A 14,874-nucleotide genomic window follows, 5' to 3' on the forward strand; every position below is an offset into this window, starting at 1 on the left:
TACTGTGGAGCGCATGACCATCACGTCGATCGCCTCGCGGCTCTTCGCCTGCGCGGCACTCGTGGCGGCCGCCGCCACGATGTCGGCCCCGAATGTGGCGGCGCAACCCACGGCGCCGCAGGATTTCGTCTCACTCGCCGACGTCGACCCGACGATCCTGCAGGAGATCCGCTACTTCACGCCGCACAACTTCACCGGCGACCCCGTCGACGGATACCTCGCGCCGATGTGCATCCTGACCCGGTCGACGGCCGAGGCGCTGCGCCGCGCGCAGCAGGAGTTCCTTGAAGCCGGCCACACCCTCAAGGTCTACGACTGCTACCGGCCGCAGCGGGCGGTCAACGACTTCGTGGCCTGGGCGAAGGATCTCGACGACCAACGGATGAAGGCCGAGTTCTACCCACGGGTGGACAAGACGGCGCTCTTCGCCGACGGTTACATCGCCGAGCAATCGGGTCATAGCCGCGGCAGCACCATGGACCTCACCCTGGTGCCGATGCCGGCGCAGGAGACGCGGCCGTACCAACCCGGCGAGCCGCTCATCGACTGCACCGCGCCGCAGCCGCTCCGCTTCCCCGACAGCTCGCTCGACATGGGCACCGGCTACGACTGCTTCGACACGCTGGCACACACCCTCGACCCGCGGGTGCAGGGCGACCAGCTCAAGAACCGGCTACTGCTCAAGGACGGCATGGAGAAGCAGGGCTTGATGAACTACGAGAACGAGTGGTGGCACTACACCCTCAAGCCCGAGGCGTACCCGGAAACCTATTTCGACTTCCCCGTCGACCCGTCGTCGTTGCCTGCTGCGTAGGCCCGCCGATTTCTGCAGGAGGGTCGTGCCGCCTGGGAGACCACAACCGTCCTGCAGAAGTCGAAGTCTGAGGCGCCGCGGCTGATCTACCATCGAGAGATGATCCGGCTCGTCATGGCTATGTCGGCAACGTTGACCCTGGCGATGGCGGGCGTCATCGGCGCCACCGCCGCGCAAGCCGAGCCCATGCCTCCGCCGCCGTGCGGCTTCACCTTGTCGCCCCCGCAGGTCGTGCAGGTCGACGGCGTCAGCAAGGTGACGGCCACCATCACCTCGGTGGTGTGCGGCATCGCGGCCAGTCCCTACCAGAGCGTGGCGTGTGTGGAGCTTGCCGGTCAGCAGGGTGGATCGTGCATGCAGGGCACCGACACCGCACAGGCCTTCTACTCCCAGCCCTACCAACCCGGCGCCACCTACTCATCCCGGGGCCGCGGCTGCGGCATCATCGTCCCCACCCTGCCCGCGGACAACTGCCAGATCCTCGGGCCCATCACCGCGACCCTGTAGGCGATCACTAGCCTGAGCCGATGTCTGATCACGTCCTTGTGCAGGTCGAAAACCACGTCGCGCTGATCACCATCAACGATCCAGAGCGCCGCAACGCCGTCACCGCCGAGATATCAGCTGGGCTGCGTGCGGCCGTCGACGCGGCCGAGGCGAACACCGACGTGCACGCCCTCATCGTCACCGGTGCGGGCAAGGCGTTCTGCGCAGGCGCCGACCTGACCGCGCTCGGCGAGGCGACCGAGGACGGCCTGCGGACGATCTACGACGGCTTCCTCGCCGTGGCGAACTGCACGCTTCCCACGATCGCGGCCGTCAACGGTGCCGCCATCGGAGCCGGGCTCAACCTCGCGCTCGCCGCCGATGTGCGCATCGCAGGGCCGGCGGCCATCTTCGATCCGCGCTTCCAAAAGCTCGGCATCCATCCCGGCGGCGGCGCGACGTGGATGTTGCAGCGTGCGGTCGGCGTGCAGGCGGCCCGGGCCTCGCTGCTGTTCGGGATGCGCTTCGACGCCGAGGCCGCCGTACGGTACGGCCTTGCGCTCGACGTCGCCGAGGATCCCGTCGCCGCGGCTAAAGAGTTGGCCGCCGGGCCCGCGGCAGCACCGCGCGAGGTAGTGCTCGCCACCAAGGCCTCCATGCGTGCGACCGCCAACCCGGGTTCGATCGACCTCGACCAGCACCGGATCGCCGTCGATACCGAGCTGAAACCACAAGCGACGTCGATTCTTTCGCCGGAGTTCGCCGAGCGGCTGGCCGCCGCCAAGCGCAGGTAGCGCTAACTGTCGAGCAGCGCCAGCTCCGGCGACTCGATCAATCGCTTCAGCTCGCCGAGCAACGACGCGACCTGCGCACCATCGGCGATACGGTGGTCGAAGGCGCACGTCAGCGTCATCGTCGGCCGAGCGACCACGGCATCGTCGACCACGACCGGCCGCGCCTTCAACGACCCCATGCCCAGGATGGCGGCCTCGGGATAGTTGATGATGGGCACGCCCTCGTCCAACCCGAGCGCGCCGAAGTTCGACACCGTGAACGTGGAGCCCTGCAGCTCAACCGGTTTGACGGTGCCCGCGCGTGCCTGCTCGATGAGCCGCGACACCGTCGCCGCCAACTCCCGCGTCGACTTGTCCTGCGCGTCCTTGACGACCGGCACGAGCAGCCCACGCGGCGCCGCGACGCCGAATCCCAGGTGCACGGCCGAATGGACGTGGATGTGCGGTCCACCGGCAGTGTCCACCCATGTCGAGTTGAACATCGGGTGACGGGTCAGCGCGATCGTCAACAGCCGAAGCGTCAGAACAAACGCCGTGATCGGCGGGCCGTCATCACCGACAGCGTCCCGCAGCCGGTCGCGTACCCGCAGAAGAGCCGAACAGTCGACCTGGACACTCGCATGCGCATCCGGAATCTTGCTTCGTGACAACGTCATTCGCTGCGCCATCGTCGCCTGCACACCATGCACGTCGACGGTGTCCGAGTCAGGTCTCGACGTCTCTGCGGCCGCAAGAACATCCTCGCGGGTGACGATGCCGTCCTGACCGGAACCCGGCGCCAGCGAGGCCAGGTCGACATGCAGGTCGGCGGCGAGCTTGCGCACCGGAGGCTTGGCACGCGGCCGTGTGCCGTCTGAGACCGGTGCCCGCCGACTGGCGTCCATCTCGTCGTCGGTGCCGTAGCCGACGAGTACGGGTTTGCGTTTCGGCCGCTCATCAGTCCGAGCGGGCGCCGGTGCATCCGTTGCGATGCGCGCCAGCAACGCACCGACGGCCAGCGTTTCGCCGTCTGCACCACCGAGTTCGACGATGCGTCCCGCATAGGGGCTGGGTATCTCCACTTCGGCCTTGTTGGTCTCCACCGTGCACAGCGTCTGGTTGAGTTCGACGTCGTCGCCGACCTCGACACTCCAGCTGGTGATCGTCGCGTCCTCGAGGCCCTCGCCGAGATCCGGAACCAGGAAGTCGCGCAAACTGTCTGGGCTTGTCATGCGCTCATCGCTTTCTCGACGCAGTCGATCAGTCGGTCGACGCCGGGTAGCCAGAGCTTCTCGAGCCGCGCGGGTGGATACGGGGTGTCGAAACCGGTTGCGCGCAGGACCGGTGCCTCCAGGTCGTAGAACAGCTCCTCCTGGACGCGCGCCGCCAACTCCGCGCCGAAGCCAAGGGTGCGGGCACCCTCATGAACGACGACGGCGCGTCCGGTTTTGCGCACCGACTCCGCGATCGTGTCGAAGTCGAGCGGGTTGAGCGAGCGCAGATCCACGACCTCCAGGCTCCAGCCGTAGTGATCCGCGGCTAAATCCGCTGCGGCCAAAGCAGTTTGGACCAATCCGCCGTAGGTGAGCACGGTGACGTCGTCGCCGATGCGTCGTACCGCGGCACGACCGATGGGCAAGCCGGGCGTGACGGTGTCGACGTTCTCGCGCGCCCAGTAGCGCCGCTTGGGCTCCAGGAACACGACCGGGTCCCGGCTGGCGATCGAATGCCGCAGCAGCCAGTAGGCGTCCGACGGAGTCGACGGCACCACCACCTTCAGGCCTGCGGTGTGCGCCCAATACGTTTCGGTGGATTCGGAATGGTGTTCGACCGCGCCGATTCCGCCGAACGACGGGATCCGGATCGTGACGGGCATGTCCACGTCGCCGTGGGTGCGCACACGGTACTTCGCCAGGTGACTGACCATCTGGTCGAACGCTGGGTAGGAGAACCCGTCGAACTGGATCTCGGGGACCGGCACGAAGCCGCGGATCGCGAGACCGACTGCGACGCCGATGATCGCCGACTCCGCCAGCGGGGTATCGAAACACCTTCCGTCGCCGAAGGTTTCGTTGAGACCCTCGGTGACGCGGAAGACGCCGCCGAGCGTCGCCACATCCTGGCCGAAGACCAGAACCCGGTCGTCGGCCGCCATCGCGTCGTGCAGCGCCCGGTTGATCGCCTGCACCATCGTCAGGCACGTCGTCGTCGGTACCGGCGTGAACAGCGCGGGTTCATGTGCGTCGTCCCCGTAGTCAGCGGGCCGCTCGATGATCTGAGTCATGTCACGCCTCCTTCGCCAGCTCGGCCATCATCTGGTCGCGCTGGGATTGCAGCGTCGGGGTGATGTCGGCGTACACCGTGTCGAACAGGTCGCCGATATCCATGTCGGGCGTGTTGATGACGGCGTCGCGTAGTTCCGCGCACAGCCGCGCGGCCCGGGTTTCAACGCGGTGTTCCAGCCGCTTGGTCCACACGTCGATGTTCTGTAAGTAGGTGCGGTAGCGCGGGATCGGATCCAGCGCCGCCCACTTGTCGACCTCTTCCTGCGACCGATAGCGGGTCGGGTCGTCGGAAGTGGTGTGCGGTCCGAGCCGGTAGGTGACCGCTTCGATCAGCGTCGGGCCGCGCCCCTCGCGGGCGCGTTGACCGGCTTCGGCCATCACCGCTTGGCAGGCGAGCACGTCGTTTCCGTCGACGCGGATGCCGGGCATCCCGTAGCCGATCGCGCGGTGCGCGATCGACGGGCCGGCCTGCTGCTTGCTGACCGGAACCGAGATCGCCCACTGGTTGTTCTGCACGAAGAACACGCACGGCGCCTTGAACACGGCGGCCAGGTTGAGCGCTTCGTGGGCGTCGCCCTCGCTCATCGCACCGTCGCCGAGATAGGCAACGGTCACCGAACCTTCGCCGAGCCGCTGCGCGGCCATCGCCGCCCCCACCGCGTGCAAACCGTGGGTGCCGATCGGGATCGCGATCGGCGCGACGCACTTCTCGGTGAACCCAAGCCCGCCGTGCCATCGGCCTCGCCACACCGCGCCCATCTGCGCCGGGGTGATGCCCCGCACCAGGAACGCGCCGATCTCCCGGTACTGCGGGAACAGCCAGTCGGTCTTGCGCAGGCACGCAGCCGAGCCGATCTGCGCGGCCTCCTGACCGCGGCATGACGCGAACAGCGCGAGCTCGCCCTGTCGCTGCAGGTTGACGAATTCCGCGTCGAGCGCGCGGGTGACGGCCATCAGCTCGTAGAGCCAGCCGAGCGTCTCGGGAGGAATATCTCGGCGGTACCGGGTCTCAGCGGTCGGCGTCCCGTCGGGAGCGACCAGTTGAATCGGCTCCAACTCGACATCGAACGACGTCAGGGGTGCCTGGACGAACCGTGCCATACCGCCTCCTAGGGTCACTGACGGCGGATCGCGCCGACAGGCGACTGAGGTGCTCAGCACGGAGGCGTCAGAGCAAAACCCCTGGTAAGGGGCTTCCGGCTAGGTGCCAGGGTGTGGCGCTAGCTGGACGATGCGCTCTGCTCGCCTCAGCACTGGGGCATCCACCATTATGCCCTCGAATTGGAAGACGCCTCGTTCACCGCGCGCCGTGTCGAGCACTCGTCGCGCCCAATCCACCTGGTAATCGCTTGGTGCGTAGGCCTCCCGAATGACTGCGACCTGTGTCGGATGGATCGCCACCTTGGCGTCGAAACCGACCGCGACGGCGTCATCGGCTTCGGTCCGCAGCCCGTCGAGGTTCCTGATGTCGAGGTACACCGAGTCCAGCGCCATCCGCCCGTAGGCCTTTGCCGCCAGCAACGCCTGCGACCGGACGTGCCTGGCGACATCGCGATAGCCGCCGTCGGGCCACCGGTTCGCAGTGCCGCCGGTCGCCGCGAACAGGTCCTCGGCGCCCCACATGAGCGCGAATGCGTTGTCCATGCGCGCCAGTTCGTTCACCATCACCGCACCCAGTGGTGTCTCGATCAACACCACGACGTCCAGCGGCGCCAGGTCGCGGATCTGCTGCGGGTCCTCGGTCTTGGCCAGCATCACGGTCGTGTACGCCGTCTTGGCGAGCGCGTCCAGGTCCGGCGCGTGGTCGGCCGTGGCGGTGGGGTTGATCCTGACGACGGTGCGGTCCGGGTCCAACGGGTTGTCGATCAGCGCAGCGCGGGCCTCGTCCCGGTCTTTCGCCGCGACACCGTCTTCGAGGTCGAGGATCGCCACATCGGCTGCGGCCGCGGCCTTCCCGAAGCGTTCCGGGCGGTCGGCCGGGCAGAACAACCAGCCAGGCCCGTTGATTCCCAGTGCCACTATGCGTCTCCCTCAGGCCCTTTGCGCACCATCGTTTTTCGCGATGCGGTCGCCACGATGTCGCCGTGCTGGTTGCGGCCGGTGTGGGCGAAGGTGACGATGCCCTCGCCCGGACGACTCTTGGATTCGCGCTTGTCGGTGACCTCGGTCTCGGCGTAGAGCGTGTCGCCGTGAAAAAGCGGTTTCGGGAACGCGACCTCGCCGAAGCCGAGGTTGCCGACGATCGTGCCCTGGGTCAGTTGCGCCACCGATAGTCCGACGAGCGTCGACAGCGTGAGCATCGAGTTCACCAGGCGCTGGTTGAACGGCGGCAGCGCGTCGGAGAATGCGGCATCCAGGTGCAGTGCCTGCGTGTTCATCGTCAGCGTGGTGAACAGGACGTTGTCGGCTTCGGTGATGGTGCGCCCCGGCCGATGCTGATAGACCACGCCCGGCTCGAACTCCTCGAACCACAGGCCACGTTGGGTGACGACCTTCTTGTCGGTCACAGCCCAGCCTCGCGGGCGATCAACATCAGCTGGACTTCGGTTGTTCCTTCACCGATTTCGAGAATCTTGCTGTCGCGGTAGTGCCGTGCGACCGGGTATTCGTTCATGTAGCCGTATCCGCCGAACACCTGTGTCGCGTCGCGCGCATTGTCCATCGCGGCTTCACTGGCGACGAGCTTGGCGATTGCGGCGGCCTTCTTGAAGGGCTTGCCCGCCAGCATGAGTGCGGCGGCGTCGTAGTAGGCCGTTCGTGCCGCATATGCCCGCGCCTCCATCCGCGCAATCTTGAAGGAGATGGCCTGATACGTGCCGATCGCCGCGCCGAATGCCTCTCGTTCCTTCGCGTACTTCACGCATTCGTCGACGCAGCCCTGTGCGGCGCCGACAGACAAGGCGGCGATCGCGATGCGGCCCTCGTCGAGGATGCGCAGGAAGTTGGCATAGCCCCGCCCGCGCTCGCCCAACAGGTTCTCGGCGGGCACCCGAACGTCGTCGAAGCTCAACGGGTGGGTGTCAGAGGCATTCCAACCGACTTTGTTATAGGCAGGTTCGGCGGTGAAGCCCTCGGAGGGCACCGGCACCAGAATCGACGAGATCTCTTTTCTGCCATCGGCTTCCCCGGTGACCGCGGTGACCGTCACCAATTTGGTGATGTCGGTGCCGGAGTTGGTGATGAACTGCTTGCTGCCGTTGATGACCCAGTGCCCGTCATCGAGTTTCGCCGTCGTCTTGGTCGCGCCCGCGTCGGTTCCACCGCCCGCCTCGGTCAGTCCGAATGCGCCCAGCGCCTTACCGCTTGCCAACAGCGGCAACCACTCCTGCTTCTGCTCCTCGTTGCCGAACCGGTACACCGGCATCGCGCCGAGCGACACGCCGGCCTCCAGCGTGATGGCGACGCTCTGGTCGACCTTGCCGAGCTCTTCGAGTGCGAGGCACAGCGCGAAGTAATCGCCGCCCATGCCGCCGTACTCCTCGGGGAACGGCAGCCCGAACAGTCCCATGTCGGCCATGCCCGACACGACCTCGTATGGGAACGAGTGCTCTTCGTCGTGCTTGGCGGCGACGGGAGCCACGACGCTCTGCGCGAAATCCCGCACCGTCTTGGCGAGCTGCTCGTAATGGTCGGGCAGCATCCCGGTGGCCAGAAACTCACTCATGACTGCTTCGCTTCCTCAATCGCTGTTATTCGGGCCAGCGGTTGGCCCACCTTGACCTGGTCGCCGACGGCGACGAGGAGTTCCACCACACCGGCGACCGGTGCGGTCAGCGCGTGCTCCATCTTCATCGCCTCGACCGCGACGACGACGGCGCCCGCATCGACATCGGCGCCGTCCTCGACTCCCACCGCGACAACGGATCCCGGCATGGGGCTGACGAGTTCAGCGTCGCCGGTGTGTTCGTCGTCGGGTCTAACCGGCGCCTCGCGTACCTCGACGACCACTGCGGTGAGCCCTGCCCGTGCCAACCAGATCTGGCCGTCTGCCGCGGCGACGAGGTAATCGGTACGCAACCCGTCGAGCGTCACCACCAGCCGGTCGCCATCCAGACTCACTGTGAAGGTGCGCGCTTCACCGTCTTCGACCACAGCGGTCGCTGCCTGCGGCCTTCCGATCAGGTACACGTGATCGGTGCGCGCACCTGCGTGCAAACGGGCGACCGCCGGACCGTGCTGCCCAATTCGCCAGCCCGACGGCACCTCCCACAGGTTGCCTTCCGGCACCGGCCAGCTGCGCACCCACTTGTATGCCGCGGCGGCGATCAGCTCGTCGTCACCCGGTTGCAGCGGCGCGAAATCCGTTGTCCTGCGGTCCAACAGCCCGGTGTCGAGCCGGCCCGCCACGACATCGGGATCGGCCAGCAGGAACCGCAGGAACTCGACGTTCGTCGTCACCCCCAAGACGGCGGTGCCGGCCAATGCACGGTCCAGCGCGCGCAGCGCGGCCGAGCGATCGGCGGCGTGCGCGACGACCTTGGCCAGCATCGGGTCGTAGTCGCTGCCGACGAACGTGCCCGCCCTGAGCCCCGAGTCGACGCGCACACCCGGGCCATGGGGCTCGGTGAGATCGATCACCGTGCCACCGGTCGGCAGGAAGCCGTTCGCGGGATCCTCGGCGTAGACGCGGGCTTCGATGGCGTGCCCGGTCATCGTGATGTCGTCCTGCGCGATCGGCAGCTTCTCGCCCGCGGCGACGCGCACCTGCAATTCGACGAGGTCGACGCCGGTGACCATTTCAGTGACCGGATGCTCCACCTGCAGACGGGTGTTCATCTCCATGAAGAAGAACTCGTCGGGCCGGTCGGCAGACACGATGAACTCGACGGTGCCCGCGCCGGTGTAGTCGACACTGCGCGCGGTATCGCAGGCAGCAGCGCCGATGCGCGCCCGCGTCGCGGCGTCCAACAGGGGCGACGGCGCCTCCTCGATCACCTTCTGGTGGCGGCGCTGAAGGCTGCATTCTCGTTCGCCGAGGTGGACGACGTTGCCGTAGCCGTCTGCGAGCACCTGGACCTCGATGTGGCGGGGGCTCAACACGAATCGCTCGAGGAACAGGGTGTCGTCGCCGAATGCCGCGCCGGCCTCGCGTCGCGCACTGACCAGAGCGGCCGCCAACTCCGACGGTTCATGCACGACCCGCATGCCCTTGCCGCCACCGCCGGCCGACGGCTTGACCAGCACCGGATAGCCGATGTCGCCCGCCGCCGTGATCAGGTCTTCGTCGGTGAGGCCGGGCCGTGCGATGCCCGGCACAACCGGTACGCCGAACGCCGATACCGTCGTCTTGGCGGCGATCTTGTCACCCATCGTCTGGATCGCCTTGACAGGCGGTCCGATGAACGCGATGCCCGCCGTCTCCAGCGCAGCGGCGAATTCGGCGTTCTCCGAGAGGAATCCGTAACCCGGATGGACCGCCTGGGCGCCGGTGCGGCGGGCGGCGTCGACGACCGCGTCGATGTTGAGGTAGCTCTGCCGCGCGGGAGCGGGCCCGATACCGACAGCGACGTCTGCCTCGGCGACATGGCGGGCGTCGGCGTCCGCGTCACTGAAAACTGCGACCGAGCGGATGCCCATCTGCCGTAGCGTGCGGATCACCCGCACGGCGATCTCGCCGCGGTTAGCCACCAGAACAGTGTTGAAGGTCATGAGCGGAGGTCCTTCCTGAGCATCGCAGCGAGTACCGCAGCGAAGCGAGGAACGCAGCGAGGAGCGGAGGGTAGGACCGAAGCGGGAATCACCACATCACATCCGGAAAACGCCATAGGAGACGGGCTCGACCGGAGCCTGGCCCACCACTGAAAGTGCCAACCCGACAACGGTTCTGGTGTCAGCGGGGTCAATGACGCCGTCGTCCCACAGGCGTGCGGTCGAATAGTAGGGGTTGCCCTGGCTTTCGTATTGCGCGCGGATCGGGGCTTTGAACTCCTCCTCCTGCTCGGGTGTCATCTCGCCGCGGACCGTGGCCAGCACCGACGCAGCCTGTTCACCGCCCATCACCGAGATCCTGGCATTCGGCCACATCCACAGGAAGCGGGGCGAATACGCGCGCCCGCACATCGAGTAGTTACCCGCGCCGTAGGAACCGCCTATGACGACGGTGAGCTTCGGGACCCGCGCACACGCAACGGCGGTCACCATCTTGGCTCCGTGCTTGGCGATGCCGCCTGCCTCGTAGTCGCGGCCCACCATGAAGCCCGAGATGTTCTGCAGGAACAGAAGCGGCACCATCCGTTTGTCGCACAACTCGATGAAATGCGCGCCCTTCAAGGCCGATTCGGAGAACAACACCCCGTTGTTGGCAATGATGCCGACCGGATGGCCGTGAATACGAGCGAACCCGGTGACGAGCGTCGACCCGTATTCGGCCTTGAACTCGGCGAATTCACCGCCGTCGACGACTCGTGTGATCACCTCGTGTACGTCGTAGGGCACCCGCGCGTCCACGGGAACGATGTCGTAGAGCTCACTCTGGTCGGCCACCGCGTCGACGGTCGGGGCGACGTTCCACGGCGGATCTAGTCGCGGCCCGAGCGTCGAGACGATGCGTCGCACGATCCGCAGCGCGTCGCGGTCGTCATGGGCCAGGTGGTCGGTGACGCCGGAGGTCTTCGAGTGCAGGTCACCGCCGCCGAGGTCCTCGGCTGTCACCACTTCGCCGGTCGCCGCCTTCACCAGCGGCGGCCCACCCAAGAAGATCGTGCCCTGGTTGCGGACAATGACCGCTTCGTCGCTCATCGCGGGTACGTACGCGCCGCCCGCGGTGCACGAGCCGAGCACCGCGGCGATCTGCGGGATGCCGTCGGCGCTCATTGTCGCCTGGTTGTAGAAGATGCGGCCGAAATGGTCGCGGTCGGGGAAAACCTCATCCTGTCGCGGCAGGAACGCGCCCCCCGAGTCGACGAGATAGATGCAGGGCAGCCGGTTCTGCCGGGCAATTTCCTGGGCGCGCAGATGCTTCTTGACCGTAATCGGGTAGTAGGTGCCGCCTTTGACGGTCGCGTCGTTGGCGACGATCATGCATTCGCGCCCAGACACCCGGCCGATGCCGACGATGATGCCTGCACCGGGACACTCGTCGTCGTACATACCGTCGGCGGCAAGGGCCGACATTTCGAGCAGGGGGCTGCCGGGGTCCAGAAGCCCGTCCACCCGATCCCTCGGCAGTAGCTTGCCGCGGCTGACGTGGCGTTCGCGGGATTTGGCCGACCCGCCGAGCGCGGCAGCGGCCATCTTCTCCCGCAATTGCGCGACGAGCTGCAGATGTTGCTCGCGGCTGGACTGCAACGTCGCTGTCATCGGCACTGCCCGCCTTGGTTGAGTTAATCACGACTAACTCGTAGGATGTTAGTGACGATTAACCGAAATGTCCACCAGCGCGATGGGGGTAAGACCTTGTCCCTCCCTGCTTCCGGGTCTGCTTCCGCGCCGTCTCGAACCAGCCGCAGCAAGGCGAAGTCCGACCGCCGCGACAAGCTGATCGCGGCGGCGGAACGGCTGATCGCCGAGCGAGGCTTTCTCGCTGTGCGACTCGAGGACATCGGTGCCGCCGCAGGTGTCAGCGGGCCCGCGATCTACCGGCACTTCCCCAATAAGGAAGCGCTTCTGGTCGAACTGCTCGTGGGGATCAGCACCCGGTTGCTCGCGGGGGCGAACACCGTTGTCGCCGAAGCACCCGATGGTGCGACCGCGCTGGACGGACTGATCGACTTCCACCTCGACTTCGCGCTGGGCGAGTCCGACCTGATCCGCATCCAGGACCGCGATCTGGAATATCTGCCCGAGCGCGCGAAGCGTCAGGTCCGCAAGGCCCAGAGGCAGTATGTGGAGGTGTGGGTGGACGTTCTCCTCCGACTGAACCGCGCCGCTGATGCTGCCGGCGCGCGACTGATGGCGCACGCCGTCTTCGGCCTGTTGAACTCAACGCCGCACAGCGTCCGGCCGGCCACAGCCAAATCGGCCGGCCAAGGAGCAGTTTCCAGCTCGCGAGCGATCTTGAGAAAGATGACGATCGCGGCCCTGTCCTCAGCCGGCCGAAGCGGCGTCTAGTCGTTAGTAGACGCTAATACCAGACTTTTCGACCACCAACAGCGCGGCCGGTGGCTCCGAGAATCCAGAACACGGCGCCGATAACGATCAGCACGACGCCGATATAGGTCAGCACCGAGATACCGAAAAGGATCCCCAGTATCAGGAGGATCACTCCAAGGACGATCATCGCTCACTCCATTCGATCAGATGAATTGATAACAGCCCGTTGACTACTGGCTGGGCTTAGGCAGTTTGACGTCGCAATCCGCCACCTTCGGGTTCGCGCCCGCGTAGTTCAACGGCCCGGCTACGACCGTTAACGCGATGGTTCCCGCCGTAGCGCAATTGTTTGCGTCGGTCTTGAAGTAATCCCTCTGGTAGGCCGCCACTACACCGATCAGCAACCAAACCAAGACAATTACGCCGAGAATTCCGCCACCACGCATGCTGGCCTCCTCCTGTTGAGCGCCGCTTTGGCGCAGGAGAGTTTTACCCAAGGGACAATTCCAGTAAACGCGTCAATTTGATCTTGAATCGTTCAGGAGTTCGGGCTCGATGCAAACGCCGTGGTGAGCCACTCACCCATCGCCTTGACCAGTACGGTTCGATTCTCGCGCTTGTCGATCTCGTGACCGTCGTCCTCGAACAGCAGTTGCTCGACGCTGCGGCCCAATATCCGCAAAGCGTCGTACATCTGTTGCGACTCACTCGGCGGGACGTTGGTGTCGTTGAGTCCGTGCACCAGCAGCAGTGGGGCGGTCAACGCGTGCGCGCGGAGCAAAGGGGACAGCTGGTCGAGCAGTTCCCGGTCGCTCACCGGGTGGCCGTACTTGGAATATGCCGCCGCTGCGATCCACGGCTCGGTGTTGCGGTACCACGTATTCAGATCGCTCATCCCGCAGATGCTGATGCCTGCCGCGAACAGCTGCGGGTGAAATGTCAACGCCGCCTGGGTCAGGTATCCGCCGTAGGACCAGCCGCAACAGGCTATACGGTCGGCGGGCGCTAGGCCGCGGTGAGCCAGAAACAATGCGACGTCGGCGACGTCGTCGATGGCTGCGAAGCGCTTTTCGCGGTCGTCGGCATGCATGAACGACCGACCGAATCCCCCTGACCCGCGGACATTTGGCAGAAAGACAGTGATGCCCGCTTCCAGAAGCGGCGGGAAGAACTCGTTGTACCCGGGCCTGCCCTGTCCCTCGGGCCCGCCGTGCAGAAACATCATCGCCCCGATCGGGTCGACCCCGTCCGGTGGACGGAACAGCCAGCCGGTGAACGTCAACCCGTCGCGGGCGGTGATGGTCTCGAGCGTCGGCGGCGCTGACAGCGGCCCCCTGCTCGGCTCGGGGTCGATGGGCTCCCACTCCCTGGTACGCGGCTCGACGAGTTCCACGGTGCGCGGCTTGTCCGGGCTCTCGACCGTCATCGCCACCATGGACCCGCCTGCGCTGATGGTCAGTTCGGAGGCCACCATGCCGGGAAGCGGTATCGGCTCGTGCAAGGTGTAGTCGGCATATTCGAGTATCTGTAACTCACTGCCGCCGTTAATGTTCCATAGCAGCGCTACCGTCGACAGGTCGTCGCTGACGACGAATTCGTCGAGTTCATATCCGGGGCGTTCGGCAACGACCTGGTAAGAGACCCCGTTGGCGGTCGTCGTCACCTCGAGGAGACGGGCGTGGTCCGTGCCGTTCTCACTACGGATCAGGGCACGCACGTAGCCTTGCGTGGCGTTGGGTCCATAAATCTTCGCCGGTTGGTACAGCTCGAACATCTCCCCTTCCAGGCCCGCACGCAGGCGCCGGGGATGCTGGTCGTCGAGGATGACGCCGGTGTCGGTCGTCGACCCGGGATCGTATGGCAGCAGGGCGATTTCAGTCAGCCCGCGCAGCATGATCAGATCCCGGTAGCCGCGCGGGCCCACGCGCACCAGTACGGCGCCCGCCCAGGCGTCGACGAGCCGGCCGCCCGACCGCCGATCGAGGATGGTCGTGGTGCCGTCGGCGGGGTCGATCAGACAGGAACTACCGATGCCGTCTTCGCCGGTGAGAATCGCGGCGACTTGTATACCGTCCCAACCGATGAGCTCGGCGGTGCCCTCCGGCGAGCCCGGCAGCCACATGTCGATTCGCCGTGCGGCGCGGTCATCAGGATCGGTGGTGACGACCCATATCTGGCTGCGGGTGCCGCCGTCAGGAGCGACTTCGCAAGCCAGCCAATGCCCGTCGGCAGAGTGGATGACGCGGTTGACCGGGCCCTCTACGGGCAACTCGACGTCTCGTGATGAACTCGCGCGCCAGCCGCGAAGAAAACGTTGAACCGCCCGCGGGTATCCGCCCTCGTCGACGAGGTGCGCGAACGCTGTCGCGTCCGGCGACAGCGACGCGCCGTAGTTCGTGCGCACCGTCTGCGTCATCGATATCAGCTTGCCACGGGCCGCCTTATAAGCGTTCTGCTTATCCGTTGGCCGAGGGCCACCCGTCGT

The 14,874-nt window shown here is 66.2% G+C and carries 15 protein-coding genes; 4 read left to right on the plus strand and 11 right to left on the minus strand.

All coding sequences use genetic code 11. The annotated features are described in order from the left end of the window. Positions 1 to 13 precede the first annotated feature (13 nt). From QOJ24_RS19770 to QOJ24_RS19780, 3 genes are all read left to right on the plus strand, one after another. Positions 14 to 814: a M15 family metallopeptidase gene (locus QOJ24_RS19770; RefSeq protein WP_526264281.1), complete on the plus strand. Its 801-nt coding sequence runs from the start codon at positions 14 to 16 to the stop codon at positions 812 to 814. Positions 815 to 913: 99 nt separating this feature from the next. Beyond that, positions 914 to 1,321: a hypothetical protein gene (locus tag QOJ24_RS19775; protein WP_526264283.1), complete on the plus strand. Its 408-nt coding sequence runs from the start codon at positions 914 to 916 to the stop codon at positions 1,319 to 1,321. A gap of 20 nt (positions 1,322 to 1,341) precedes the next feature. Beyond that, complete coding sequence (locus QOJ24_RS19780; RefSeq protein WP_526264285.1) at positions 1,342 to 2,094, plus strand: enoyl-CoA hydratase; 753 nt, start codon at positions 1,342 to 1,344, stop codon at positions 2,092 to 2,094. Positions 2,095 to 2,096: 2 nt separating this feature from the next. Here QOJ24_RS19780 and QOJ24_RS19785 read toward each other — a convergent pair whose 3' ends face one another. From QOJ24_RS19785 to QOJ24_RS19820, 8 genes are all read right to left on the minus strand, one after another. Next, positions 2,097 to 3,305, minus strand: a complete 1,209-nt coding sequence (locus QOJ24_RS19785) for a 2-oxo acid dehydrogenase subunit E2 (protein ID WP_526264287.1) — start codon at positions 3,303 to 3,305, stop codon at positions 2,097 to 2,099. Further along, a complete protein-coding gene (locus QOJ24_RS19790; RefSeq protein WP_526264289.1) occupies positions 3,302 to 4,357 on the minus strand; it encodes an alpha-ketoacid dehydrogenase subunit beta in 1,056 nt (351 codons plus the stop codon). The genes QOJ24_RS19785 and QOJ24_RS19790 overlap by 4 nt, the downstream gene beginning before the upstream one ends. A gap of 1 nt (position 4,358) precedes the next feature. Next, the gene (gene pdhA, locus QOJ24_RS19795) at positions 4,359 to 5,459 is read right to left on the minus strand and encodes a pyruvate dehydrogenase (acetyl-transferring) E1 component subunit alpha (RefSeq protein WP_526264291.1); all 1,101 of its coding nucleotides are present in this window, start codon (positions 5,457 to 5,459) and stop codon (positions 4,359 to 4,361) included. A 99-nt stretch (positions 5,460 to 5,558) separates the two neighbouring features. Then, positions 5,559 to 6,377, minus strand: a complete 819-nt coding sequence (locus tag QOJ24_RS19800; RefSeq protein ID WP_526264293.1) for an HpcH/HpaI aldolase/citrate lyase family protein — start codon at positions 6,375 to 6,377, stop codon at positions 5,559 to 5,561. After that, positions 6,377 to 6,865 (minus strand): MaoC family dehydratase, encoded by a 489-nt coding sequence (locus QOJ24_RS19805; protein WP_526264295.1) that lies wholly within the window; start codon positions 6,863 to 6,865, stop codon positions 6,377 to 6,379. Before QOJ24_RS19805 ends, QOJ24_RS19800 begins: the two co-directional genes overlap by 1 nt. Next, positions 6,862 to 8,022: an acyl-CoA dehydrogenase family protein gene (locus tag QOJ24_RS19810; RefSeq protein ID WP_526264297.1), complete on the minus strand. Its 1,161-nt coding sequence runs from the start codon at positions 8,020 to 8,022 to the stop codon at positions 6,862 to 6,864. The genes QOJ24_RS19805 and QOJ24_RS19810 overlap by 4 nt, the downstream gene beginning before the upstream one ends. Continuing rightward, positions 8,019 to 10,007 (minus strand): acetyl-CoA carboxylase biotin carboxylase subunit, encoded by a 1,989-nt coding sequence (locus QOJ24_RS19815; protein ID WP_526264299.1) that lies wholly within the window; start codon positions 10,005 to 10,007, stop codon positions 8,019 to 8,021. The genes QOJ24_RS19810 and QOJ24_RS19815 overlap by 4 nt, the downstream gene beginning before the upstream one ends. Positions 10,008 to 10,103: 96 nt before the next feature. Beyond that, positions 10,104 to 11,657, minus strand: coding sequence for a carboxyl transferase domain-containing protein (locus QOJ24_RS19820; protein WP_526264301.1), 1,554 nt, complete (start codon positions 11,655 to 11,657; stop codon positions 10,104 to 10,106). 96 nt (positions 11,658 to 11,753) lie between these two features. Here QOJ24_RS19820 and QOJ24_RS19825 point away from each other — a divergent pair, with 96 nt between their 5' ends. Then, the gene (locus QOJ24_RS19825; RefSeq protein ID WP_526264303.1) at positions 11,754 to 12,407 is read left to right on the plus strand and encodes an SACE_7040 family transcriptional regulator; all 654 of its coding nucleotides are present in this window, start codon (positions 11,754 to 11,756) and stop codon (positions 12,405 to 12,407) included. 13 nt (positions 12,408 to 12,420) lie between these two features. On the opposite strand, the gene QOJ24_RS19830 is transcribed toward QOJ24_RS19825, so the two are convergent. The 3 genes from QOJ24_RS19830 to QOJ24_RS19840 form a co-directional block, all read right to left on the minus strand. Continuing rightward, a complete protein-coding gene (locus QOJ24_RS19830; RefSeq protein ID WP_526264305.1) occupies positions 12,421 to 12,576 on the minus strand; it encodes a hypothetical protein in 156 nt (51 codons plus the stop codon). A 43-nt stretch (positions 12,577 to 12,619) separates the two neighbouring features. Then, the gene (locus QOJ24_RS19835) at positions 12,620 to 12,835 is read right to left on the minus strand and encodes a hypothetical protein (RefSeq protein WP_526264343.1); all 216 of its coding nucleotides are present in this window, start codon (positions 12,833 to 12,835) and stop codon (positions 12,620 to 12,622) included. 92 nt (positions 12,836 to 12,927) lie between these two features. Next, a complete protein-coding gene (locus QOJ24_RS19840) occupies positions 12,928 to 14,805 on the minus strand; it encodes an alpha/beta hydrolase family protein (protein WP_526264345.1) in 1,878 nt (625 codons plus the stop codon). Positions 14,806 to 14,874: the final 69 nt, after the last annotated feature.

This window comes from Mycobacterium sp., assembly GCF_032159775.1.
GTDB lineage: Bacteria > Actinomycetota > Actinomycetes > Mycobacteriales > Mycobacteriaceae > Mycobacterium.